The organism is Limnobacter humi (assembly GCF_024518835.1).
GTDB lineage: Bacteria > Pseudomonadota > Gammaproteobacteria > Burkholderiales > Burkholderiaceae_B > Limnobacter > Limnobacter humi.
Genome location: NZ_JANIGO010000002.1, coordinates 386684 through 411893, shown reverse-complemented (window position 1 = coordinate 411893; position 25210 = coordinate 386684). Strand labels below are relative to the sequence as shown.

At 56.6% G+C, this 25210-nt stretch carries 21 protein-coding genes; 8 read left to right on the top strand and 13 right to left on the bottom strand.

Annotated features, from left to right (window positions below; all coding sequences use genetic code 11):
* Positions 1–91: 91 nt before the first annotated feature.
* The 4 genes from NQT62_RS06970 (at position 92) to NQT62_RS06955 (ending at position 5245) form a co-directional block, all read left to right on the top strand.
* Positions 92–349: a VOC family protein gene (locus NQT62_RS06970; protein WP_256763946.1), complete on the top strand. Its 258-nt coding sequence runs from the start codon at positions 92–94 to the stop codon at positions 347–349.
* Positions 350–488: 139 nt separating this feature from the next.
* Positions 489–1340 (top strand): phosphate/phosphite/phosphonate ABC transporter substrate-binding protein, encoded by an 852-nt coding sequence (locus NQT62_RS06965; RefSeq protein WP_256763944.1) that lies wholly within the window; start codon positions 489–491, stop codon positions 1338–1340.
* A gap of 2 nt (positions 1341–1342) precedes the next feature.
* A complete protein-coding gene (locus NQT62_RS06960) occupies positions 1343–3424 on the top strand; it encodes an ATP-binding protein (protein WP_256763943.1) in 2082 nt (693 codons plus the stop codon).
* 150 nt (positions 3425–3574) lie between these two features.
* On the top strand, positions 3575–5245 hold the full coding sequence (locus tag NQT62_RS06955) for a GMC family oxidoreductase (protein WP_256763942.1): 1671 nt from the start codon (positions 3575–3577) through the stop codon (positions 5243–5245).
* Here the strand turns inward: NQT62_RS06955 and NQT62_RS06950 are convergent.
* From NQT62_RS06950 to NQT62_RS06915, 8 genes are read right to left on the bottom strand one after another with little or no spacing between them, the layout of a single operon-like run.
* On the bottom strand, positions 5242–5958 hold the full coding sequence (locus tag NQT62_RS06950) for an acetoacetate decarboxylase family protein (protein ID WP_256763941.1): 717 nt from the start codon (positions 5956–5958) through the stop codon (positions 5242–5244). The two genes, NQT62_RS06955 and NQT62_RS06950, sit on opposite strands and share 4 nt — an antisense overlap.
* A 35-nt stretch (positions 5959–5993) precedes the next feature.
* The gene (locus NQT62_RS06945; RefSeq protein WP_256763939.1) at positions 5994–6695 is read right to left on the bottom strand and encodes a hypothetical protein; all 702 of its coding nucleotides are present in this window, start codon (positions 6693–6695) and stop codon (positions 5994–5996) included.
* Positions 6696–6752: 57 nt separating this feature from the next.
* Positions 6753–7826, bottom strand: a complete 1074-nt coding sequence (locus NQT62_RS06940; RefSeq protein ID WP_256763937.1) for an MBL fold metallo-hydrolase — start codon at positions 7824–7826, stop codon at positions 6753–6755.
* Between the two features lie 33 nt (positions 7827–7859).
* A complete protein-coding gene (locus NQT62_RS06935; protein WP_256763935.1) occupies positions 7860–10151 on the bottom strand; it encodes a DUF3604 domain-containing protein in 2292 nt (763 codons plus the stop codon).
* Positions 10144–11172 carry a HupE/UreJ family protein gene (locus NQT62_RS15510; protein ID WP_256763934.1) on the bottom strand — a complete coding sequence of 343 codons (1029 nt, stop codon included), beginning with the start codon at positions 11170–11172 and terminating at the stop codon, positions 10144–10146. Before NQT62_RS15510 ends, NQT62_RS06935 begins: the two co-directional genes overlap by 8 nt.
* Positions 11169–11978 carry a peptidylprolyl isomerase gene (locus tag NQT62_RS06925; RefSeq protein WP_256763933.1) on the bottom strand — a complete coding sequence of 270 codons (810 nt, stop codon included), beginning with the start codon at positions 11976–11978 and terminating at the stop codon, positions 11169–11171. Before NQT62_RS06925 ends, NQT62_RS15510 begins: the two co-directional genes overlap by 4 nt.
* A 9-nt stretch (positions 11979–11987) precedes the next feature.
* Positions 11988–12734, bottom strand: a complete 747-nt coding sequence (locus NQT62_RS06920; RefSeq protein ID WP_256763932.1) for an SDR family NAD(P)-dependent oxidoreductase — start codon at positions 12732–12734, stop codon at positions 11988–11990.
* Positions 12731–13861, bottom strand: coding sequence for a glutathione S-transferase family protein (locus tag NQT62_RS06915; RefSeq protein WP_256763931.1), 1131 nt, complete (start codon positions 13859–13861; stop codon positions 12731–12733). Before NQT62_RS06915 ends, NQT62_RS06920 begins: the two co-directional genes overlap by 4 nt.
* Positions 13862–13998: 137 nt before the next feature.
* On the opposite strand from NQT62_RS06915, the gene NQT62_RS06910 reads away from it, so the two are divergent.
* Entirely contained in the window at positions 13999–14619 is a 621-nt protein-coding gene (locus NQT62_RS06910) for a TetR/AcrR family transcriptional regulator (RefSeq protein ID WP_256763930.1), read from the top strand.
* On the opposite strand, the gene NQT62_RS06905 is transcribed toward NQT62_RS06910, so the two are convergent.
* A complete protein-coding gene (locus NQT62_RS06905; protein WP_256763929.1) occupies positions 14609–15193 on the bottom strand; it encodes a TetR/AcrR family transcriptional regulator in 585 nt (194 codons plus the stop codon). The two genes, NQT62_RS06910 and NQT62_RS06905, sit on opposite strands and share 11 nt — an antisense overlap.
* The gene (locus NQT62_RS06900; protein WP_256763928.1) at positions 15187–16281 is read right to left on the bottom strand and encodes a glutathione S-transferase family protein; all 1095 of its coding nucleotides are present in this window, start codon (positions 16279–16281) and stop codon (positions 15187–15189) included. Before NQT62_RS06900 ends, NQT62_RS06905 begins: the two co-directional genes overlap by 7 nt.
* A gap of 105 nt (positions 16282–16386) precedes the next feature.
* Between NQT62_RS06900 and NQT62_RS06895 the strand changes: the two genes are divergently transcribed.
* The 3 genes from NQT62_RS06895 (at position 16387) to NQT62_RS06885 (ending at position 21499) form a co-directional block, all read left to right on the top strand.
* Positions 16387–18780 (top strand): arylsulfatase, encoded by a 2394-nt coding sequence (locus NQT62_RS06895; RefSeq protein WP_256763927.1) that lies wholly within the window; start codon positions 16387–16389, stop codon positions 18778–18780.
* A 5-nt stretch (positions 18781–18785) separates the two neighbouring features.
* Positions 18786–19604 carry a formylglycine-generating enzyme family protein gene (locus tag NQT62_RS06890; RefSeq protein ID WP_256764424.1) on the top strand — a complete coding sequence of 273 codons (819 nt, stop codon included), beginning with the start codon at positions 18786–18788 and terminating at the stop codon, positions 19602–19604.
* Positions 19605–19717: 113 nt separating this feature from the next.
* Positions 19718–21499, top strand: a complete 1782-nt coding sequence (locus NQT62_RS06885; RefSeq protein ID WP_256763925.1) for a methyl-accepting chemotaxis protein — start codon at positions 19718–19720, stop codon at positions 21497–21499.
* A 102-nt stretch (positions 21500–21601) separates the two neighbouring features.
* On the opposite strand, the gene NQT62_RS06880 is transcribed toward NQT62_RS06885, so the two are convergent.
* The 3 genes from NQT62_RS06880 to NQT62_RS06870 all read right to left on the bottom strand — a co-directional run bounded on the left by NQT62_RS06880 (position 21602) and on the right by NQT62_RS06870 (position 25131).
* The gene (locus tag NQT62_RS06880; RefSeq protein WP_256763924.1) at positions 21602–23083 is read right to left on the bottom strand and encodes an OmpP1/FadL family transporter; all 1482 of its coding nucleotides are present in this window, start codon (positions 23081–23083) and stop codon (positions 21602–21604) included.
* Between the two features lie 243 nt (positions 23084–23326).
* Complete coding sequence (locus tag NQT62_RS06875; RefSeq protein ID WP_256763922.1) at positions 23327–24187, bottom strand: metal-dependent hydrolase; 861 nt, start codon at positions 24185–24187, stop codon at positions 23327–23329.
* A gap of 131 nt (positions 24188–24318) precedes the next feature.
* The gene (locus NQT62_RS06870) at positions 24319–25131 is read right to left on the bottom strand and encodes a PaaX family transcriptional regulator C-terminal domain-containing protein (protein ID WP_256763921.1); all 813 of its coding nucleotides are present in this window, start codon (positions 25129–25131) and stop codon (positions 24319–24321) included.
* Between the last annotated feature and the right edge of the window lie 79 nt (positions 25132–25210).

Below are 25210 nucleotides of genomic sequence, written 5' to 3'. Positions count from 1 at the left end.
TGGGCACCGATGATCTGGAAAAGACATCGGCATTTTTTGACCAATTGTTTCAGCCACTGGGTGCCAAGCGCCTTCTGGAGGTGCCCGGGGCGTGTTTTGGGGCATCGACCTGGGCAAACCTTTCATTGGCGTGATGAAGCCTTTTGATGGCAAAGCGGCGGCCTGCGGAAACGGCACCATGGTGGCCATGCCGGTCAGCAGCCGTGAGCAGGTCGACCAAATGTACCAATTGGCCCTCCGCTTGGGCAGCACCTGTGAGGGCGCCCCTGGCGAGCGCATGCCTGGCTTTTACGCGGCTTACTTTCGCACACCGCAAGGCTACAAAATGAATTTCTTTAAAATGGGTTAAATCGCCTTGGCCCATGTTCGCCGAGCACGCGCATGGGCCGTGGTCCGAGAAGAAAGAACGTTAAATACACGCTTTTCCTGATTTAAAGGTTGTTGCAATCGCGATACCCTCTGTGCCAGTTCTGGTTCGGAGTGATTGCATGTGTCGTTGGTTGACCTTTTCCAAATGCCTGGGTTTGTTTTTGGGCATGGCCCTTGGCAGCGCTGCCATGGCAGAAACGGCTGTTTACCGGTTTTCACCTGTGAACCAGTGGGACATCACAAAGACAGCGGCGTACTGGAATCCCATCATTCAGTATGTCAGCGCCAAGAGCGGCGTAAAACTTGAACTCAAAATTGGGCGAACCTCAGCGGACACCACCGCGTATGTGTTGGCACAAGAGGTTGAATTCGTATTTTCGAACCACTTGTTCAGCCCCGAGCGGGAAAAACTGGGGTGGCGGGTGTTTGGCCGACGTGCGGGCCCCATGTTGTACGGGCAAATCGCAGTGCCGGAGGATTCCCCGATTCGGCGTCTTGAAGACCTGAAGGGCATGGATGTGGTGTTTGCTGGTCCAGAGGCCTTTGTGGGTTATCGCCTGCCGTATGCCGAGTTGCTCAAACGGAGCATTCCCATCAATCCGGTGTTTGCCGGCAATCAAAATGCGGCATTTTCACAGTTGTTTGCAGGCCGGGCCAAAGCGGTGGGCAGCAATTCAGCCTTGATTGACGGGTTTGAAGAGCGTGAGGGCAAAGCCTTGCGTGTGTTGTGGACTTCAGAGGGGTATCACGACCTGGCCCTGATGGCGGCTGCCAAGGTGCCAGAGCCTGCTGTGCGGGCCGTGGCCCAAGCATTTTTCAACATGCACAAAGATCCCCACGGAAAAACCATCCTCAAACAGGCGTCCGAAACGGTTGGACTGAGCGAGAAGTTCTATTTCATGTCCGCCACCAATGCTGATTATTCCGCCTATCGACGGTTTTACGAGTCAGCACCCATGAGTGTGCGTTAACCATGTTGCTGCGCAAGCTAGAACCCTGGTTGCCGGAATCCCTGGTTGGGCGTATTTACCTGCTATACACGTCCACATTGTTGTTTTTCGTGGTGTTCACGTTTGGTCTGTTTTATTCATTTCAATACAAAGCCCTCATCGATGATGCGCAGGATTCCGCCAACATGTTGGTCGAGGTGGTGTCGCAAACTGTCGGCGATAGCGCTGTGATTGGTGATTACGACACCATTCAGCGCACACTGAACAAGTCACTCGTTGGTTCTCGGTTTGCCGCAGCCCTGTTCATTGATTTGCAGGGTGCAAAAATTCAAAGCCACAATAATTCCGTGGTTCACACCCGTGCGCCCGGCTGGCTTCGCCATGAAGTCCAGAGCCAGCTGTATGACGTGAACCGCAACATCAATGTGGGCGGGCGTGATTATGGTGTGCTGCGCTTTATCTTTGATGTGGATGTCATCACAGACGGCTTCTGGAAACTGATTCAAGCGTCACTGGCACTGGCCCTGGTGACCGCGATTGGCGGATTTTTCATCATTCGCTACCCGCTCAAGCGCTGGTTGACGGGGGTGGAGCAGGTGTCCAGTGTGACCGGTCGAAACTTGCGCGAGCAGACCGATTTCGCCATTGAAATGTTGCAGGAGGTGCCCAGCGAATTTCGCCCGGCCTTTGAAGTGTTGAGAAAAACCACGCTGCATTTGCGCCATGAACTGAAGTCGCGTGACCAGGCGCTGGCCCTGTTGCGCAAGTTGCTGGTAACGCTGTTGCCCGAGGGTGCACGCTCGCAGCCAGACCGCAGCGATGACCTGACTGCAGTGACCGAATACCTGGCCCGCATTGTGGCCGACCGAGAGGCCAGCCGACAGGAGCTTCAGCAAGCCAAAGACAGCGCAGAGAGTGCCAATCGAGCCAAAAGCGAATTTCTCGCCAATATGAGCCATGAAATCCGCACGCCATTGAATGGCATCATCGGCATGAGCGATGTCTTGCTGGACATGAATCTGAATCCCCAAGAGCGCGAGTTCATGGAAATCGTGCGCCAATCGGCGGACCATTTGTTGACCATCGTCAATGAGATTCTGGATTTTTCAAAAATTGAGGCAGGCATGATCACACTGGAACATCTGCCTTACCAGCTTGCGCCGGTGGTGGACTCCGCTGTGTCACCGTTCAAGCCCAAAGCCGACAAAAAAGCAATTGCACTTCAGGTGCATCTGGATGATGACCTTCCCGATGCGGTGTTGGGCGATTCACACCGACTGGTTCAGGTGCTGACCAACCTCATCAGCAATGCCATCAAATTCACCGAGCACGGCGACATTGAATTGACGGTGTCGCCCGTGTATGAGGCGCATGCCATGCGTGACCGCAACCGGTTATCGGCCAGTGGCGTGGCGGCTATTCGATACGAGCTGCGCGACTCGGGCATCGGTATTCCTGCCGATCAGGTGGATCGTATTTTTGCAGCATTTGAACAGGCCGACACATCCACCACACGCCACTATGGCGGCACCGGGCTGGGATTGAGCATCACGAAACGCCTGGTTGAACTGATGGGCGGCACCATTGAGGTGAGCAGCGAAGTGGGGCGGGGCAGTGTGTTCACCGTGATGTTGCCAGCGCAGTTGCCCAACACCGAACAGGTCAATGCCATGTTGCCTGTCCATCCGGTCCGATCAGTGCTTCCGCCTGCGCCCCGGCAGGATCACCCATCGCCCGTGCTGGTGGTTGAAGACAACCCGGTCAATTTAAAGCTGGCTACTCACCTGTTGTCCAAATGGGGCTACTCGGTGGTGACCGCCAGCAATGGCCGTGAGGCACTTGAGCAGTTGTCGGCACACCCGTGCCTGGCTGTGCTGATGGACATGCAAATGCCGGTGATGAGTGGCATTGAAGCCACCTGCATGATTCGGGATCTGGAAAGGGTTCAGGGCAAGTCTCCGGTGCCCATCATTGCCATGACGGCCAATGTCTTGCCCAAAGACCGTGAGGCTTGTCTGGCAGCCGGCATGAATGATTACATTGCCAAGCCCATTGAGGCAGCGCAGCTTCGGGAGTCGCTGGCGCAATTGACGGCTTCGGCCTGATTGTCCCTTGGTCTGACCGAAAATATCAATGTACACAGGCCCATGGGCCTGTTGGACTCTGCATGCATCCTCTATGATGAATGCCAAAGCTGAGCCTTCCCAAGGCATTCATCAGCAGTGAATCCCAAGGTATTCAACTGGAGCGAGACAATGGAGACAACACACGATTACGTGGTGGTGGGTGGTGGTTCGGGGGGCTGTGTCATGGCAGCAAGGCTGAGCGAGGACGCCAACACCACGGTGTGCCTGCTGGAGGCTGGCGGCGATGGCACCGGTGCACTCATCAACATTCCCAGTGGTGCCGTGGCCATGTTGCCCACGAAGATTAACAACTGGGGCTTTGAGACCACCCCACAGCCCGGCTTGAATGGCCGTCGTGGCTACCAGCCTCGGGGAAAAACCCTGGGTGGATCTTCCGCCATCAATGCCATGGTGTATGTGCGCGGTCATCGGGAGGACTACGACCGGTGGGCGAACCAGGAGGGTTGTACAGGCTGGTCCTACCAAGAGGTACTGCCGTACTTCAAGTTGTCTGAAGGCAACGAACGCATTCGGAATGCTTACCATGGCAATCAAGGGCCATTGAATGTCAGCGACCTGCGGTCGGACAATCCCTTCCAGCAACATTATCTGAACGCTGCCCGCCAGGCCGGTTTCAAGATCACCGATGACTTCAACGGCGAGGACCAGGAAGGTGTTGGCATTTACCAGGTAACCCAAAAAAATGGTGAACGCTGGAGCGTGGCCCGAGGTTATTTGCTGCCCAACTTGCACCGCAAGAACCTGATCGTCCACACCCGCGCGCTGGTACAAAAAATTGTGTTTGAAGGCACACGGGCCGTGGCGGTTGACGTGAATGTGGGCGGACAAGTTCAACGCATCACAGCCCGAAAAGAAATCATTCTGGCTGCAGGTGCTTTGCAAACTCCCCAATTGCTCATGGTTTCCGGTGTGGGCGATGCCGCCCAACTTCAGTCTTTGGGCATTCCGGTGGTGGCCCATTCTCCCGAGGTGGGCAAGAATCTGCAAGACCATCCAGATTTCATTTTTGGTTACCAAACCCAAAGCACCGACAACCTGGGGGTTTCCTTGCGGGGCAGTTGGCGCATGCTCAAGGAAATTCTGCGCTTCCGTCGCGAACGCCGCGGCATGTTGACCAGCAATTTCGCTGAAGGCGGGGCTTTTCTGAAAACAGACCCGTCGTTGTCAGCGCCCGATATCCAATTGCATTTTGTGATTGCCATGGTGGATGACCATGCGCGCAAATTCCACTTCGGACATGGGTTTTCCTGTCATGTATGCCTGTTGCGCCCCCGCAGCCGTGGCAGCTTGACCATTCAAAGCACATCCATGGCCGACGCACCGTTGATTGACATTGGTTTCTTGAACCATCCTGATGATCTGGAGGACCTGGTCAAAGGGTTCAAGATGACACAGCGCATCATGCAGGCACCTGCATTGGCGCAGTGGGTGGTGAAAGACAAGTTCACCGCGCATGTGAAAACCGATGATGACATTCGTGAAGTGCTTCGCAATCGTGTGGACACGGTTTATCACCCCACCGGCACTTGCCGCATGGGCAGTGATGACAAAGCGGTGCTCGACACGGAATTGCGGGTGCGCGGCGTTCAAGGTTTGCGGGTGGTGGATGCCTCTGCCATGCCAAGCCTTGTTGGCGGTAACACCAATGCCCCAGTGGTCATGATGGCGGAGAAAGCAGTGGACCTCATTCGGGGGCATTCCCGGGTAGGCTCAGTCGATGAGCCTGTACAGCAAGCATCCACCCATGCGCAATTGATGGCAGCAGCCCCGGTTGCTTAAATCACCACATCACGGATGTCGGGCACTGGAAATACCATCTCGAAATCCGTGATTTCCAGTGCGGTGACCACATCCGCACTGCTCAGGTGTGGAAAATGGTTGTCCATGCTTTGCAGTTTGTGTATTCGGGCCAGCCGTGAACGGCCTCTGGCCTGAGGGCTGTAGACAAACTGCCGACCATTCATGCGTTGGCCCAGTGTTTTCAAAAAACTGGGCACCCACGCGGTGTTGATCGGCAATCGGGGGCCAAGGCTGCTGGTTTGCAGGTCAAAAAACGGTACACCGTCGATGCTGGCAATGGTGCGAACATGGCCTTGTTCGGGCTGTGTCTGCGTGAATTCGCAGCGTTGTTTGGGTATGCCCCAGTTGGACCGACCATGGTCCACACTGGACTGCGTGGACACGTAAATATTGCTGATGGTGGCCAGCCGTTTGCCGGAAAAGTCGCAGGTACCCGGGATGAACAGCAATTCCTGGTATGGCCCTGCATTTGATTCGGTGTAATTCACAAACATCAACACCGACAGTGGGCTTTTCAGGGTGCTGCGGATGTCATCCGGAATGGCTTGGTCATGCCGAAGGTCGCCATGCCGCGGTTTGATCACAACAATCACACCGTTGCCGCGCAGGGTCCACGGGGCTGGCAAGGCGGGACCTTGATGTTGGGTTGACGCGCCAAGGGCCGGCGATGTGTTCGGGTACAGCGTACTCATGAAATCTCCTCAATGCAGCCGAGAAGATTAAGACCTTACACGGGCAGAGGCAAGCTGCTGGTGGGCAGGGCATCCGTGGGCAAGCTGCTGATGGGCAAGGCATCGCCCGACGGCGCACCGCCGCCAGCGGGCAGCATATCCAGTGGCAAGGCATCGGTGGGCAGCGCGCTGCTGCCGCTGTCAACACCAGACACCACCATGTTCAATGGGTCACCCAATGGCGAGTCGCCGATGGGCCCGGTGATTTCCGCTGGCAGTTGGCTGGTCGCGCCGGACAGGGTACCGCCACCACTGGCCGGTGCAGGGGCACTGTCATCGCCGCTGTTATTGCTGGCCACAAAGGCCACGCCCAGTGCGCCAGCGGCTGCCGTGGCAGGGGTAAGGGCGGCAAAACCACCACCCAAAAGTCCACCAAACAAGCCCATGGAGGCTGCCTCGGTGTCTTCCGGGTTGTCAACAGCCGCGCTTGCGGCGTCCTGGACGGGCGCTTCGTCTGGCAAAACCTCGGCTTGCACTGGCGGGGTTTGTTGCGCACCGATGGCTGTTGGGGCTTGTTCGACCACTGGTACCGCCAGTTCGGCCGGGGGTGTTTGGTCAACCACGGCTGGCATGGAAGGCGCAGCATCCGGAGCGGCCAGAATGTCGGCTGCAGTCTGCACTTGAAGCGTATCGTTTTGGGTATTGACCATGGTGATCTCAAACGGTTGAATGTCGGGCATGCCGCCGGTTTGGGGCAAGCAGGTCTGTACGGTTTATACGTCAGGGTGCGGCAATTGGATTCGCAACTCCCAAGGCTATTGCCAACGCCGCTCAAACTGGATCTGACTGCTACCCGTTGGCAGGTGGATCAGGTCGCCGTCTTCGCCAATCCGCAGCGGTCCGGTGAATATCTCCGGCGCTTTGCCCAAAAACAGTTCCTTCATGGGCGGCAGTGGCAGCGGTGGAACAATGTGGCTCAGTACCACGGATTGCACGCCGGCCTGCGTGGCCAGTTTGGCAATCTCCTCCGGTGATGTGTGGTAGTTCGGAATGTCGTGAAAGATTTTTTGCAACTTGTCCCGGTGGTGTTCACCGGCAATGGCTTCCAGGCGAGCAACCAGTTCCGGGCTGAGTGCTTCATGCACCAGCAGGTTCACGTCCTTGGCCACCATGGCCAGGTTGCTGCTGCTTTGGGTGTCGCCACTGATCACCATGCTGCGGTCTTTGTAACGGATGCGATAACCCACGGCAGGTTCCACGGGCCCGTGGTCTACCCGGAACGCTTCGATGGTGGTGTTTTCATCCTGATACACAGGAATGACACCTTGGGCTGGCGCATCAAAGGATTGCACCTCAGCGCCGGCCAGCTTGGGGATCATGGTGGCCTTTCCGTGGTGTGCAATGCGGTATTGGGTGTCGTGCGCGTAGGCTTCTTCAAAGCCCTTGACCACCTGTTCTACACCCGTGGGCCCGATCACGGTCAGTCGTTCGTCCCCCGTGGTTTGCGCCCAGCGTGTCATCATGATTTCGCCCAGCCCATCGATGTGGTCTGAATGAAAATGGGTAAGGAACACCGATTGAATTTGCCCAGTGCTGAATTTCATGCGCGAGATCTGCTTGGCCGAGCCACTGCCGGCATCAAACAAAAACACCCGCTTGCCAGCAATGACCAGTGTGCACGGTGCACCGCGCTGTGGGTCGGGAAAGGGGGAGCCGGTGCCGCACAGGCCAACATGCAGTCCATCCACCAAGCCCGTCAGCGGGTCTGCCATGCGCTCACCGACCATCCGTTCCACAATCTTGCCGGTGATGGCCAAACGTTGGGTGTACGCCACGGCGCCACCCACCAACACAATACCCAGCAATGCCCAGCTTATTTTTTTAATCATGATTGTCTCAGTCGTTTTGTTGGTTGGGCTTGTTTATTCAACCCAGATGGGTGAGGTCCATGCACGTTCCTGTTGGGTGATGAACCGGAATTCACCTTTGAAGTTTCCAGGCTCTCCGCTGATCCGACAGCATCCTTCATAGCCAGCAAATCCGCTGCTGTCGGGAAATACACCATTGGATTTATCCAGCGCTTCACATTTCACCTGTTTGGCTGCGCACATCCGTGTTGTCCACCGGCATGAGGTATTTTCCAGCGCGCGAGCATAGTAAGACGCGCCCAGCTTTGGATCGAAATTCTTGTCCTGGAACACGGCGCACATTTGCTCAGGTCCCTTGTAATCCATCTCGCAGCGGTTCCCGGGTGTTGGTGCATTCCGGTTCTCCTGCAGTGTGAACAGTTGCTGCTGGATTTCCTGCTGGCCATTGGCCCACACTTTCACCAGCTCCAGTTTTTGCAATGGAATGCCAGGTTCGTCACCGCCCGGGTCCTGAATGGCGTAGGCCACCACATAGGGCCCGCCTTTGCTCGCCTCGAGCGTTCCCCCCATGGGCACGCCATTGACCAGTCCATCCTCGATGGGGCTTTCACCGCGACCCAGGCGTTCGCAAATATCTGCCGGGAATGGTTTATTGGATGCCAGTGTCCGAATGCGCATGCGGGACCCCGAGGTTGCAAAGGTTTCGCGACGCTTCAACGCAGCAAAAATTTCTTTGCGGGTGTTTTCTCGGGCCCAAACGCCAGCCAGCCCACCCGGCGTAAAGTTGGAGGCCACGGCTGCGAAGTAACGGTCCTGGCAATTGCCAGGATCATTCGGTGAGCCTGTGCCCACTGGTGGCTTAAACCCGGTCACTGAGTCTGTGGGTAGTGCCGGGGGGCGGCATTCCCAGCGGCCCAGTACTTCAGCCGGCTCATCGTCCAGTACACCGCCGTGCCCGGGGTTTTGGGCAAACTTGGTTTTGTCGGTTCGGCCAGCCAGACCATTGTGGGTATCGCTGGAGCCAATGAAACCGTATTGGTAGGGATTGATACCCAGCTTGCGCTTCAATGCCATGCCCTCGGGAATCACATTGCGTGCGTAGTCCAGCGGGGCCGTACAGTCGTTCGGGGATGAAGCACCCGGACTGCTGCTGGTGCAGGGTTGTGACGCATGAAGGGATTGCTTGCTACCTTGCAGTCGGTTGACTTGGCAGAAGAGGGGGTCCGATGCTTTGCCTTTGCACACCCGGGCACATTCCGCCGGGTCATCCGGCAAGCCTCTGCACAAGGTTTTCCATTCCTCAAATCCACAACCCGATTCCTCACCACCCACCAATCCTTTGTTGAAGCCGGTGAGGCATTCACTGACCCCCTTGTGCTGGGCAATTTCCATCAACCGGTCCAAGCGGTTGCGCAGCATGGCATCTTCCTTGGTCAGGGTTGCATTGTTGCGGGCCAGGGGCAGGCCAGTGTTGACTTCGCGTGTTCGTGCAAACCGTCCATCACTCTGGTTCGTGCTGTGGGGAATGGTGACCACATCGCAGCCATTTTTATCCAGGCATTCGGTTTTGAGTTTGTCGAACAGACCCCATTCATCGTTGGTGTTGTCATTGGTGGGCAATGGGGCAATCGAGCTGACCACGTCGGCTGGCACCGTGCTGCCTGCGAAAATCACGTTTCGGTGCAATACCTGTCCACCTTTGTTCGATGAAAACTCATAGCCCTTGAAGGTGGTGAATTTGCAGGGTTCATTTTCTTCCTCAGCAATGGCTTGGATATCCTGCCAGGTGCGGGTGCTTGGAACCCGGCTGCCAGCGCTGGTGACCAACTGCAGATACAGGGGCACATCACCCGTGATGAAGACGGACACGTTGTCCCGAATGAATCCACCCAGCACATCACAAGCCGGGTTGGTGCCGGCCGGTACATTGCCCTGCACCTGGCAGATGTTGTAGAAAGTCCCCAGTTGTTCCGCATGCTCGGTGACGGCTGCAAAGTCCAGTGGCCGACCGATGTTCACCTTGCGTTTGGCAGTGTCGGGGTCATCGCCAGCGGGCAAAAAGCCATCGGCGCCTTTTGCATATCGGTATGCCTCCCTCGGGCCGTTCAGCGAATTGAAAAAATACGCATCAAATGACAATTTCGTGTGAATATGCAGGTCACCAAAGAAGGCCTGCTTTCTGTTGCTGGTGGTTTTGGCGCATTCAACATCCTTGGGGGCCTCGGCCGGTGTGACCACCGAGCCTGAGCCAGCGGTGCTCACGGGCTCATCGCCTGAGCCCATACAGCCGGCCAATAACACCAATCCACTGAAGCCCAGGGTGAAGTTCAATGCAAGGCTACGCATAGGTGGCAATCCTTTCAACGGTCCAGAACAGGGCGAATCCGCCCGTGAGAATGATCAGGGCATGCTCGCCCCAAGGCAGAAGGTGTGGGTAACGCCGTGCTGACAGGGTTTGAAACCATGCAAACAAACCAGCCATGAGCGTGACGATGATGATCTGGCCCAGTTCAATACCGAGATTGAACAGCAGCAGTGCCGGCATCAATTGGTCGGCAGGGAAACCACGGTCTTCCATGGACAGTGCAAAGCCCGATCCATGCAGCAAACCGAACAAGAGAACCAGCAGCAATTGCGAGCGAACCATGCGGTGTTGTGACTGCTTGGGGTCATGAAGCGCCAGTTGCACAGCCACCCACAGCACACTCAGGGCGATCCAGGCTTCCACTGCTCGGGTAGGCACCACCATCCAGCCCAACACCAGCAGGGCCAACGTCAGGCTGTGGCCCACGGTGAACGTGGTAAACAGGCCCAGCAATTGCGCCACCGTTTGTTGTCGCTTGCGCCACAGCAAAAAGATGCCCGCCACAAAGAGCACATGGTCCATGCCAAACAGAATGTGTTCAAGACCAATCAACAGGTAGTCCAGCAGGGGGCCATCCGACGCTTTCTGACCATTGAGCATCAGCGTGGGTTTTTTGGGGGTGAGCACGCCAGTCAATGTTTGACCCTCGCCCAGTTGCCCGGACACAATCAAGTCCGGCGCCAACCGGGTAAAACCTGTCGCTTCCAAGGTGTGGGTGTTCAAAGGGCCTGCACAGGCCAGTTTGGCCCGCTGGATGACTTCGCGGTCCTCTTCCCACGTGGTGCCTTGATCAGCAATCTCGCATGGGGGTGACAGGGAGAATGCGATGGGGGGCACCGTGCCATCTGCGCTTTTGCTGCGTTTGAAGACCACCTGGGCTTGTCCTGGCCCCCATTCATGAATCATGAGCGCGGCTGTGCCCATTTCATGCCCATGCGCCAGTGGCCAACCCAGCAGCATTGTCAGGCCAAACACCAAGCCGCGCATCAGGCCCGCAATCACTGCTTAACCTCATGAATGCGGTATTTTGATTTCAATGCTGCCACACTGGCTGCATTGACTGCCTCTCGCTGGGCGGACATCAGGTCCACACGGACCCGTTCTCGCGCCTCTTTCAAGAGCATGGTGTGGCCCCCATCGCGGGCCTCAACCCGAACCAGGTGCACCCCCATGGCTGAATTCATGGGTTCCGACCACGTGTTCAGGGGTAAGTCCAGTATCGCCTGGGTCAGGGTGCTGCCCAATTCGCGCACCAGCGTGGCCTCATCCACAGGCCCGTGCAGTGTATCCAGTGGAAACACATCCAGTGACTGCAGGGTTTGTCCTTCCAGCAATTTCACCCGTAGTTGTTGGGCATCATAAATGGCGTGATCACCCCGTTTCCCCCGGCTGAAGAAGAGGTGGGTCAGGGTCAGACGACGCCCCGTCTGATATTGATCCGGATGCTTGTCCAGCCAGGTTTGCAGTTGTGCGTCGCTTGGCTCGGCAACTGGCGTCATATCCTCCAGCATGAAGCGCATTTTCTGAACCACCCGGCGCTTGACGATCAGGTCGTCTTTTTCCAGCCCCAGTTTGATTCCCTCCCGGTACAGCACCTCTTCTTCAATGGCCTTGTCCAGCGCTTCGTCCGGTTTCAGGGTTTGGGGCAAAGCGCCGGCCGGTTGTTGCACCTGATCGAGCACGAATTGCCGATAGGCCGGTGTAATTTCAATCACATCCGCTGGCGCAGCAACAGGTGTCAGCCACTCCGCAACCCCAATGGCGCAGGCCACCAGAACAAAACCGATCAGGGTGTGGGTGGGTTTCATGGATCCGTTTCAAACCTTCATGTATTTCCACAGGCCGGTGGGGATGCTGCTCATCAGCGGCTTGATGAATTTCCAGGGATAGCCGGGGACAACTCCCACGGCATGCTTTTTTTCGATGTGATCGGCCATCTCGCGCGCTGCTTGCTCCGCCGATACCAGGAACGGAAACTGTTCCATGTTGTCGACGATCTCTGTTTTCACAAAACCCGGCAAAATCTTGGTGAAGTGAATGTTGTGCTTCTTCAATTCAATGGCCGCACAATCCATATACATCGAAAACGCGGATTTGGTTGCACAGTAGGCCGCCTGTTTGGGGATGGGGGTGAGCGACGCGAGGGACGAAATGCCCACCACATGCCCCCCTTTGTGGGCCCTGAAATACTCGGCAGCGGCATCCACGGTGGCAATGGCACCCATCAGATTGGTTTGAACAATGGCCAGTTGTTCGGCCAGTTGCCCTTTGCCCACGGCCGTCAGCGCATTGACGCCGGCATTCACCACCACGGTGTGGACGGTGCCCAGTTGGTCAATCAGGGCCTGCATGGAAGGCGCTATCGTTTCACACTGGTTCACATCCAGGCTGCGCAATTCAATCAGCAATTGGGGGTGTTGTGCGTGGATCTCGGCTTTCAGTGCTTCCAGTCGGTCCATTCGGCGGGCTGTCAGCCCCAGGTTGTGACCGCGTTTGGCCAATTCCAGCGCCAATGCCTTGCCAATCCCCGAGGACGCGCCAGTGATGATGGTGGTGTTGCTCATGCTGCTTGCTCCAGAAAATTCGATGGCAGTTTTTCGACGCTCACGTTCAAAGCCACACGATTAACGCGTGGCAGGTCCAGCTCCAGCACATGCGCCGCACCGTAGCCGCTCAGCCATTGGCGAACGTTCGCTTGGTCTGCTGCATTCATGGCGTGGTAAGTGTCCAATGCGCGCTGCAGCATCCACACCATGTAGGGCAGTGCGCCCCGGGTAAACGGTTCGCCGGCCATGGTGGTGGTCACTTGTCCTACACGCCGCGGAAGCTTTTGGTTCAATCCATGCTTGGCGGCGTAGCGCGCCGTGTTCTCGGCCACCGCTTCCACCATGGGCACAAATTCATGGAATACCGAATAAAACACGGGGTCTAGTGTTCGTGGAATGCCGTCGTTGGGCAGCAATGCGCCGGTGCTGTGCGGTGCCGGGTTTTTCATCCGTTCCAACCAGGCACTGAGGTGTTTGCGGGGTTCAATCAATTCGCGCTTGGGCCAGGGGTCGCGCCCCAAATGCCCGTACATGGTGCCCACCAGGCTGAAATCGCCCAGGCTGGGGCGTTCCCCCAGAAGGAAGGGGGTGGCAGAAAAATGCGCATCCAATGCATCCAGCATCTTCACTGTCCAGCGATTCATGCGATCGTACTGCTCGGGCACAATCCCAACGTAGGGCAACATGCTTCTCAAAAAGCGGGCCGGTTTGGCGGCGGCTTTTTTTTGGAGAAACGTGGGTGCCCAGGGCAAGAGCGCTTTGCCGGCGTCATGCTCGAACAAGGCATAGTTTTCCGGATAATTCCAGCGGGTGTGCATGGCAATTGGAACCCACCATTCATCGCCCCAGGCCTCCAGCATGCGGGATGCGAAAGCTTGCACCGGTGTGGCGGGAATCACTGGGTTGTCTGGGATCAGGGCTTCAATCCGGTCAATGATGACGCTGGTGTCCTGAATCCATTCGCCTTGAGGAGAGCGCAACACCGGCATGACGGCTGCACCCGTCTTTTTCTTGATGGTCCAGGTCAGGGTCAGCAGGTTGACAGGTTTCAGGCGGAAATCCACCTGTTTGTACCGCAGATAGCACAGCGCCTTGCCTGTGAAGTAGGACAGGTGCCAGCCAAAGAGGGTGTATTGTCGTCTCATCGTAGCCCTTCTGATGGGGTTGTGCGTTAGAAGTGAGTGCCCGTTTGGGCTTCATCGCTCAAACTCTAAGATTTACATAGTGTCTATTTCTTATTGATTGTGACACAATGATGGCCATGATGGAAGGATTTCAAGGGATGATCAAAGAAAAAACTCGAGAAAAACGCCCCTACCTGGGCAAGGACGAGCGCCGCAAATCGTTGTTGAAAACAGCCGCTGAACTGGTTGAAAGCCAAGGCTGGTCCGTGCTCACCATGAGTGCATTGGCCGACAAGGCGGGCGTCTCCCGGCAACTGGTGTATCAGCACTTTCCCAACCTGGAAAGCCTGCTGGCCGCCACCGCCATGAACATTTACATGGCCACTGCGGAGGGCACAGGCAAGGCGATTGCCGAGCATGCTGGCAACATCAAAATGGCCATTCGCACAGCGGCCCTGGTGTCGCTGGATTTGCCGCGCGGGCGGGGTGATGCCCTGTGGCAACTCATTTCGGGCACCACCCTGGGCTCGCCCGAGCTTGAAACCATCCGGATCGGTATTCGCGACACCATTCTTCAACTGTGGGCACCCATGTTGAAACAGTTGCGCGATGGGGATGAAAAGCAGGGCCGTACCCTGGCCTGGATGCTCGTCATGGCCTTCTGGGGTGTTCGGCAAATGATTCGCGATGGGTTGATTACCCGCGATGAAGGCCTCATCGAAATGGATCGCGTGCTGGACCGCATTCTGCTCAAATCACCCCAGGCCATCACGGCTTGATCAACTGAAGTGCGCAGCGCTGCATCACCTGTTTGGCGCTGCGTACACTCAAACCTTGGTCCCGTCGCAGGCGGATCCAGGTTTCGATGCTCAGGCACAAATCCAGGGCCTCAAACAAGGGTTTGTCGGCCACCAAGTGGGTGGGCAAAAACAGTTTGAGCAAAAAGCGCTGCATCTCCACATTGCGGGCCTGTTGTTCCCGAAGATAAGCCGACTCATGCAAGTGCACCAGGCTGGATAACTGCATGGGCATCAATTGTTCAAACATGCTGGCACGCCGTTCAATGGCATGCAGCAGCCGTTCCTCCACCGTGTCGCCCTGAACCGGTTTTTTCAAGGTTTCCAACACCTTTTGGTCCATGGCTGCGCTGATTTCCCGATACAGCGTTTCCATGTCGTCAAAGTGGCGAAACACGGTTCTCAAACCCACCCCAGCCCGTTCACTCACTTGCTCGGCGGTGGGCGACATCACACCCTCGCAGGTCAGATCAATCAGGGCCTGAACAATCTGTTGGCGGTTGATCAAGCCACGGGTGCGGCGCCCGTCGGTGTGGGTATCCGGCCTATTCACCATGTCCGGGCGACCATCGTTCGGTGTGCTCTGGGCGCAATCGGTAGCTGCTTGATCTGCGCCTCGATGGCGTGTGCAATCGGGGCAGTCAGTGCCGCGCACAGGGCAGGTTGCCAGGCTTGCAGGGCTGCCTGTGCGTTGGCTGGCAATGCTTGGTACTGGGTGCGTAGCCGTTGAAACCGCCAGGCCCTGTATCGCTGTATCGGCACGGTGATATCCACCCCCCCGCTGTGAAACGTGAACTTTGGGCGATTGGCAATCACGGCGCTTTCATTGGCCTGTGCATAGGGTATGAATTCGGACACCACAATGTGCATCAATGGGTTGAGCACCGGCAGTACACCGCTTGGCAGGGGTTCCGCGTTCAAGCGAACAAGCCGTGTATTCCACAGCCGCGCCACCCATTCCATGACGTTGGGCGCTTCGCGCCGCATGATGCCGGCGGGGGTAGGATCTGAAAAAAAGTGCCTGAACATGGAACCGAAAAACCCATAATCAGCCAGGGTTGGCCGAGCCCCCATGACATACGGCTGATGTTGAAGCACCGCTTCAAGTGCTGCCAAACACTCGGTGTAATGCGCCTTGATGCGTTGCCCGGTGGACGGTCGGTAGCCGTCCATCCACAAAAAATGCAGTTGCTGGCGCTTGGTGATCACCCATCGCCGTAGGCTGGTGGGCAAGGGTACATCCCGCATCATGCCCTCGGCCAGGCGCTGGCCCATCAAGCGCGCATCCTGCGGGTTGGCCCAGCGGTGGGCCAAGGCAGGCCGCCACAGCCATTCATCGGAAAAATCCTCCAATACGCGGCTGGTGAACCAGGCGACGGGGTCGGTTGGTGTGATGGATGTCTCTGGCCGAACACGGTCGAGAAATTCCAGAATCAGCGTGGTGTCGCTCAGCCACTGGCCGTTTTCCCACTCAACCTGCGGCATTTGAGCCACACCAGTGGCTTGGCCGCAGGCCTTGAAGTCTCGAGTATCCATTTCAATCAGGTCATAGGCGATGCCTTTGCCACGCAAGTAGGCCTCCAATTTTCCGGTGAAATAAGACAGGTCAAGGCCGTGCACTTTCAGGGGTTCTGGTGGGTTCATGTTCTGCTTGTGATTCATCCATGATTTGAATATAGTGGCACAAAGCGTGTCACTATTCCAATAAAAAATTGTTTAACCATTTCAACATCGACCGGGGGAGACAACATGGCCGAGCAGGACAACACAAAACGACAAAAGCGCCGTGCCTTTCTGGCCGGCATGGCAGCAGGTGCAGCGGGGGCCGGTGTGGTCGGGTCGGGGGCCTATGTGGCTGCGTCCAAGGCCAAAACCCTGATGACGCCCAAGGCACTGGAGCCAGGCCAAGCCGCGCAGGTCGGCCTGTCTTTCGCTGATTCACGGCCGGCCAACACCGAGCGTGTGAAGGCCAAAACCGGCTCTCCCAATGTGGTGGCGATTATTCTGGATGACTGTGGCATTGCGGACCTGGGCTGTTATGGCAGTGAAATCAAAACGCCAGCAGTCGACGGCTTGGCCAAACAGGGTTTGCAGTACACCAATTTCCGTACCACCGCCATGTGCTCCCCCACGCGAGCCTCTTTCCTCACCGGTTTGAACCACCACTCAGCCGGCATGGGCTGGCTGGCCGACATTGATGCGGGCTACCCTGGTTACCGGGGCGACTTAACCCATGAAGCGGCCACGCTGGCCGAGGTGTTGCGCGATGCCGGCTGGTCAACATTGTTGGTGGGCAAGTGGCATGTCAACAATGCCAACACGACTGGTGCCAATGGTCCTTATGACAATTGGCCGACCCAGCGGGGATTTGACCGCGCCTATTGGTTTCAGGGCCATTCCACGGATTACTTCAAGCCGTCTGAATTGTTCGACGGTGTGGCACCCGTGGAGCCGCCCGATGACCCCAATTACTATGTGTGCGACGACTTGACCGACCGGGCCATCACGTATGTGCGCACACAAAAAGCCCTGGAACCAAACAAGCCGTTTTACCTGCACCTGGCTTACCCGGGCCCACATTCACCCTTGCAGGCAAAACCGCAAGACCGTGATGCCTACAAAGGCCAATACGACGAAGGGTGGGATGCAATCCGTGCGAAGCGGCTTGAACGCCAGAAGAAAATGGGCCTGATGCCAGACACCGTGGAATTGCCGCCCTTGAGCCTGGGCGCGACGGAGTGGAGCAAGGTGCCCGCAGAGCATCGAAAAATCATGTCGCGTTACATGGAGGTGTATGCGGGCCTGATCAGCAATCTGGACATGAACATTGGCCGCCTCATGACCAGTCTGGAAGAAATCGGCGAGCGCGACAATACGATTGTGGTGCTGTTTTCGGACAATGGCGGTTCGCCAGAAGGCAGCCCCACCGGCACACCCAATGTGTTTGCCCCCGCGTTTGGTCGGCCAGTGCCCGTCGAAGAAGCGGCAAAGTTGTATGACGTCATGGGCGAGGAGGGCACGTTTCCGCATTACCCCATGGGCTGGGCAGCGTGTTCCAACACACCCTATCGGCAGTACAAGCAATACACCCACCTGGGCGGCGTGGCTGACCCCCTGATTGTGAGCTGGCCCAAGGGCATTTCAGCCCAAGGTGAGGTGCGGCATAACTTCGTGCATGTGGTTGATTTGTTCCCAACCTTGCTGGAAGCCACCGGTGTGGAGCGCCCCAAAACCTACAAGGGCCAAGTGCAAAAGCCGGTGGAGGGGCAAAGCGTGGTGCCCACCTTCGCAAAGGCCGATGCACCCACCCGGACCGAGCAGTATTTTGAATTGGGCGGCAACCGGGCCTACCAGGAAGGCAGTTGGCGACTGGTGGCCCGCCACACCAAAGGCAAGGATTTTGAAAAAGACCCTTGGGAGCTGTTTGACTTGTCCAAAGACCCCAATGAATTGAATGATGTCGCCAGTGCACACCCGGACATCGTGAAGCGGTTGATGGACAAATGGTTGCAGGCTGCGCAGCAATACCAGGTGCTGCCCCTGGATGATCGCAATTTTGTGATTCGATTGGCACAGGACCGTCAGCAAAAGAGCCTTCGCGAAAAATGGACATTCCATCCACCCGTTGAACGCCTGGCCCGGGATGTGGCACCGATCGTGTGCGGCTTTTCGCACACGGTGGATGTGGATTGTGAGCGCTTGCCCGGCAAAGGCGATGGCGTGTTGGTGGCCCAAGGTGCCAAGTACGCAGGCTGGGTGCTTTACATTCAGAATGGCAAGCTGGTCTATGAGCAAAGCCTGATTCCCTGGGTGGAACGCATCGAGGTGGCTGATGCATTGCCCGAGGGCAAGTTGAGCATTCGCTACCAGCAGACCATGACCGCGCGGCCATTCGATGGGGAAGGTGCCCTGTTCGTCAATGGCAAGAAAATGGCGCAACACACCTTCAAGCGCGTGTTGTTTTCCACCTCGTACGATGGTTTTACCTTGGGCAGCGACCTGGGCAACCAGGTGTCCACACGTTACAAAGGACCATTCCCGTTTCAGGGAAGGTTGGGTGTGGTCAATATCCGGGTTGACATCAGCAAATCAACCCCGGTTGAAATGTTGCGCTTCATCAATGCCATGGGGTTGAACATTTGACGCGGGTGTTTGTTCCCGGTGGCGCTTTCCGGATGGGGTCCAACGACCATTATCCGGAGGAGCGCCCGGAGCGCACCGTTGAGGTGGATTCATTCTGGCTGGATGAAACACCCGTCACCGTTGCCCAGTTCAGTCGCTTTGTGGAAGCCACGGGCTGGGTGACCCAGTCGGAAGAGCAAGGTTCATCCCACGTGTTCGTGCCCACCTCAGGCCCGGTGGACTTGAGCAACCCGGCCTTGTGGTGGTTGCCGGTTACCGGTGCGTGCTGGCATACCCCACGCGGGCCCGCTGAGGCCACCGCGACCATCGATCCACAAACCCCAGTCACCCACATTGCCTTGGCTGATGCCAAAGTGTATGCGGCCTGGGCTGGCGGTCGGCTACCCACGGAGATTGAGTGGGAGCGTGCAGCCCGTGGCGGGCGCGATGGCGAGCCTTACGCCTGGGGTACCGAGTTTGCACCGCATGGCCAACGCATGGCCCACGTGTGGCGGGGCTCCTTTCCGTGGTACTACGCACCGGGCGGCGTACCCGGTCCCTGTCCAGTGGGGCAGTTTCCAGCCAATGGCTACGGCCTCATCGACATGATAGGCAATGTGTGGGAATGGACCGTGTCTGCCTACACGAAAACAGACGCAAGCAGTGTCTGCAGTTGTTATCCAGATCGGGATACACAGCAGCTTTGGACGCTCAAAGGGGGCTCACACCTGTGTGCTGCCGAGTATTGTCTGCGCTATCGACCAGCTGCCCGAATCGGTGTTCGCAGCACGGCCAGCACCTCCCACATTGGCTTTCGCGTGGCTTATAGCAATCCTGAGAATTGACCACAATAGGGTAGTCTTATTTGGTGATGGGTCTCGGGTTTCCCCTCGGATAATCAAATCAACGTCAAGCCGAGACGGCCTGATTGTTTAACATTTCAATCACGAGGAATAACATGAGCGGCTTAGCTTGGTTTGGTTCGAAATCCATCGAACAACTGCAGGGGCAATTGCAGGTTTTGGGTGATTCCCCGTCACCCCAACGTTTGCTGTCTGGTTTGTTTGATGTCAATGCGCTACCGGCTTCAGCGCATGCATTGGCCACCCAACTGAATGTCCTGGTGGGCAAACTCCAACGCCGTGTTGAGGCGCTTGAAGCCGAAAAAACCGAGCAGTCCGCAACGCTGGACCGTTTCGTCCAGGCGCAAGCCGAAATGGCCCGGTATCACAATGAGCAGGGTTTGATCTCCAAGAACATCGACGAAGCGGCGTTCCAGGGTGTTTTCAAAACCATGGCCAACAATGTCAACACCATGGTGCAGGCTCACATCAATGTGAAAATGCGCATGGTCGATCTCATCACACAGTACTCCAACAACAACTTCAGCCAGTCGATGGAAACCCTGCCGGGCGAGAAGAAAAAAGTGTCGGATGCGGTCCAAGAAGCCAAGCGCATCATGGAAACCAACCACAATGAACTTGAGAAGTTTGTGAAAGCGCAAACCGAAATGTCGGTGCAGCACAATGAGTTTGGCATCATCTCCCACAAGATTAACGAAAGCCAGTTCACTGGTCATTTTCGCGACATGGCCAAAGGCGTGAACGACATGGTTCAGGCGCACATCAACGTGAAAATGCGCATGGTCGAGCTGATCACTGAATATGCCAATTCGAATTTCAGCCAGGATATGGAAACCCTGAAAGGTGAAAAGCGCAAAGTGTCAGACGCCGTGCAAACTGCCAAGCAGATCATGGAGCAGTCCCACGAAAGCCTGAAGAAAGTCACTGAAGTCTTTGAGGCGATTGCCAAAGGCGACATTACCCAAAAAGTGGAAGGTCAATACACCGGCTTGCTCGCCAATGTTCAGAAAAACGTAAACACCACCGTGGACCGTCTGGCTGAAGTGATTTCAGATGTGCGCCGCAATGCGCATCAACTGAACCATGCCGTTCAGGAAATCACGAAAACCTCCACGTCACTGTCATCCAGCGCCAGCGCGCAGGCGGCCAGTGTGGAAGAGGTCACCGCCTCGATTGAAGAAATTGCAGGCTCTATCCGCCAGAACAGCGACAACAGCCGCGTAACCGACCAAATTGCGGGCAAAGCGGCCACTGAGGCGAAAGAGGGCGGGCGCGCAGTACAGGAAACCATGCAAGCCATGCGTGAAATTGCCAACAAGATCAGTATCGTGGATGACATTGCCTACCAAACTAACCTGTTGGCCCTGAACGCCGCGATTGAGGCAGCCCGTGCCGGCGACCATGGCAAAGGCTTTGCTGTGGTGGCCACCGAGGTTCGCAAGCTCGCTGAACGTTCGCAACTGGCAGCGCAGGAAATTGGCTCACTGGCAGAAAGCAGCGTGCGCATGGCTGAGAAAGCCGGTACCTTGCTGGACGAAATGGTGCCCGCGATTAATCGAACCTCTGATCTGGTGCAGGAAATTACGGCAGCATCGTCAGAGCAGAGCAACGGTGTGTCCCAGATCAATGAAGCCATGGGCAATCTGAATCAACAAACCCAGCACAACGCGGCCGCATCGGAAGAGTTGGCTGCCACGGCTGAGGAAATGAACGCACAAGCCCGAGCGCTGCTGGATATGATGGCCTTCTTCACGGTGGGTCAGGAGCGCGCAATCGCTGACTTCGTCACCGGTGGATCTTCTGCTGGTGTTAAAAGTGGATCGTCCTCACGCAAGGTACACGCCTCAGCGGGCATGGACCAGTTTGATGATTTCTGATCCAACAGGTTTAATCGGGCTCATGCGTTGAGCCCGAACGGGCCCAACAAAAAAGCCACCTTGCGGTGGCTTTTTTGTTAAACAGCATCAAACACCGACCGGTTAGAAGCGCTCGGTGTAACCCACTGAGAAGAAACGCACATCCAGGTTGGCAATCCCGTTGTAGGGCGCACCCGAAACCTCCACCGGGGTGATGGAACGGTTGTTACCCACCGCACCTTCCTTCACATCCAGCAACTGGTAAGCGAAGGTCAGGCGGATGTCACGGTTCACATCCACACTGGCGCCCAGGCCGTAAAACTTGCGGTCATTGTCCGGCAAGATGGGCAGGCGAAGGTCATCACCCACCACGCCATTTTCCGTGGCATAGCCCGCATGCAAGGTCAACCGGCGATACATCTTGTAGTTCAGGCCCACGCGGTAGGTTTGAGCCACCTTGAAGTTTTGGGGCACATCCTCAATCACACGGCCGTTGCTCTCGCGGGTGTAGCGCAATTTGGTATCTGTGTAGTCCTGGCGCCCATAGGTGAACATCAGGTCGAGTTTGGGTGTGGCATGGTGAAACACCGACAGGCGCAGTTCATCGGGGAACGTGATGTCCTGCTTGGCCCGTTGATACGGTGCCAGGTCACCCGCAGCCTGCGGACCATTGATGCCCAGTGCAGGGCCTGTTGCGCCAATCAACCCGCCTTGCAGGAAGTCGCGGAATGCAGCGGTTTGGGCCGTGTCATTGATCTGCAAGGTACCCGTGTTGCTTCGGAATTTGGTTTTGGGACGATAAGACAAACCCACCCGCGTCACTTCCGTGGGTTCCCAAAGCACGCCACCTTGTGCATTGAAGGCCCAGCCGAAAATCCGCAATTTCGCATCGGTTTCTTCTGGAATGGGTGGTGTTGCTCCCAGAGCCGCCGTGCCATCCAAGGCCGTGGTGGTTCCGGGTGGTCCCAGTTTGCTGACAGCATCGCGGAAGTTCAGGCGAATCTTGATGGATTGAAAGTACCGTTCATAAGACCCGTTGGCACCCAATGACAACGTCGGGCTCAGTTTGTAGCCAAAACCCAGGTTCAAACGGGTCACCTTCAAGTCCACATCTCGGCCTTGTCCTCGGCCCGGGAAGTTTTCATCGTAGCGGGCCATCAAACCGTGCGAGCCCGATGCACTGAAACCCATGACCAGCTTCTCGTTGATGGGTGCCACAATGAACAGTGCGGGAATCAGTTCAGCAGCGTCGTAGCCGTCGCGGCGCTCAAAAGACTGGCCGTTGGAACCCTGTGTGCCCTGATTGGTGGGCGCACCATCCTGGTCTCGGGTAGAGCGATAATCGTTGTAAAACAGCGCCACCGCCGCCGTGTTCAGCACTTCGATGCGTTTGAAACGGGTTAGGGCGGCTGGATTAAAGAAAATGACGGATGCGTCACCCGCTTCTGCTGCCTGGCCAGCACCGGCAGTGGCAATGCCTGCGGCACTCTGGTTGTCGTTGGCTGTACCACCAGCCCAGGCTGTTTGAACCGAGCATGCCACCATGCTCAAACCAAAGGCCAATACGGCGGCCTGCCTTTGTAGGCTTTGCTGCAACACACTCATGGGCTTGTCTCCTGCCTCTCGTTTTGAGCCGTGGTCAGTTGCCCGGCTCTTGTGTTCGAATAAAGTGTTTGTGCTACGTGTCTTTAAATGACTTTGATTTGGGTAATTTCAGAGGTCTGTCTGTCCTCAAACGATTGTTTGAATTGGTACTTTATCATTGAAAATTTGGATGTGTGGCACAACCGAAAAGAAAAAATGGGTCATATGACCCATTTTTGCGGTGAACCCAACAGAAACCCCGCTTTATGGCGTGTTGAATCCCAAGCGCGCTGCCCAGCGCTGCATATCGGGTTCCAGGCGGGCTTGCTTGGGGTGAAAGTCCCTGCGGTAGAAGCGCAGCAGGTCTGGAATGGCCCGGCTGAACAAACCGTTGGGCCCGAAATACAACCGCACAAAACGCGCCCAGGACCGCAAGTTCAGCAGTTGCCCGTCCTGCCGCATGCAACTGATCATGGCTGCACCCACCAGGGGAACGATACCCAGGCTGACCACGGTCATGGCGATGACCCGCTCGCGATGCCGTCCACCAATGGCCACATGGGTGTCAAAAGCAACAGCCCGATGTTCAGCCTCTTCCATGGCATGCCAAATGATCAATGCTTTGATCGTGGGGTCATTGATGCGGTCGGTGAAGTCGTCACGCTTCAACAGGTGTTCAGCAAACACGGCTGTGTAGTGCTCAACGGCGGCAGTACCTGCCAGGCGTGAACGCACCCCAAAGCGCTTGTTCAAGAAGCGGCGCAGGGTTCCAATCCGTGCATCCCAGGCATCCACCGACACGCCTTGTGCCTTCAAGGCCGCGTTGGCAGCCAGGTGCTCCTTGCCATGCATGGCTTCCTGGCCGATGAAGGCGCTAATTTCACGCAACAGGGCTTCGTCCTTCACCCGGGGTTTCGCACTTCTCACGGCATCCACAAAGAATTGTTCGCCCTCGGGAAACATCGATTGAAATGCGGTCCACACATGGGAACAGGCTGGATCATGGTCAACAAAGTGTTTGTCAAAACCGGAGAAATCGAAATCCATTCGACGAACGGGAAAACTGGATCCCTTCTGGTGAACGGAAACCGGCGGATGTTGAATGTCGGGATGCGGGTTCATCATGTTGAAACTCCTGGTGGCCGATGTTGGGGTCAATCCAATCATTACAGTGAATACATTAACATTGAATAATGTAATGTTACAAGATAAAAAATTAAATCAAGTGGGTGTAATGATTCGCGGGGTGCCCGCGGTTAATACAGGGGTGTTTCGTCTTTGAGAATGCGCTGCTGCAGGGTGTGCCAAATCACGTGGCCGGCTTGGTCAAATTGTTGAACGCATTGAAAAAATGCACTGCGCAATGTGGTGTCCAGCCATTGTGCCGGTAGCAATGGGTCATGCCGAACCTGATAAATGCCTTCACTGCCCAGCAGATAGGCTTCTTTGGCTGCACGTTCCAGCGGCATCTTGCCGTAGTTGCTCAGCCACAGATTCATTTTGTCTGCGTGGGTTTTGTAAAACCGCTCCAGCTTTTTGGCATCCCACAACTTTTGGATGGCATGTTGCTCGGCCTCATCCCTGGGCAACATCTTGAACAGGGTGGTTTCCGGGTCCAGTCCTTTGTCGTGCAGGCGTGCCTCCAGGCCGTCCAGGCCCCAGTTTAGGTTGTCTGGGCGCAGGTAAAGTCCAGCATGCCATGGGCGAAAACCGTACAGGGCCAGCGCCCGCTCCCGCAATTGAACCTGTTGCCGGTCTTTGCGGCCCAAGTGGGCCGTGTAGGCGGCAATAAACTGGCCGGTCCAGGCGGCGGGCGCCGTCAGCCGCGATGTCCAGTCTTTGACATCATCGCCGGTGGGCACCGCCTTGGCGCCCAAGGTATACACGCCGCGGCTCACTGATCGTAAAAAGCCCTCGCCACTCAAGCGTGTTAATGCCACACGAACATGGTTTTCGGAGACGCCGAACAACTGGCCCGCCAACACCATGTGGGCCGCTTTGACCGGTTTTCCCTTGGCAGCCAGCATGAGGCCGAGGATGAGTTGTTTGGGCGAAGCTTTGGTGCGCATGGCAAGGCGTACAAGGTTCAACACTGAAAGGATACAGTGCCCGCAGGTTCTTGGGACGCGCAGTATTCGCAAACAAAGT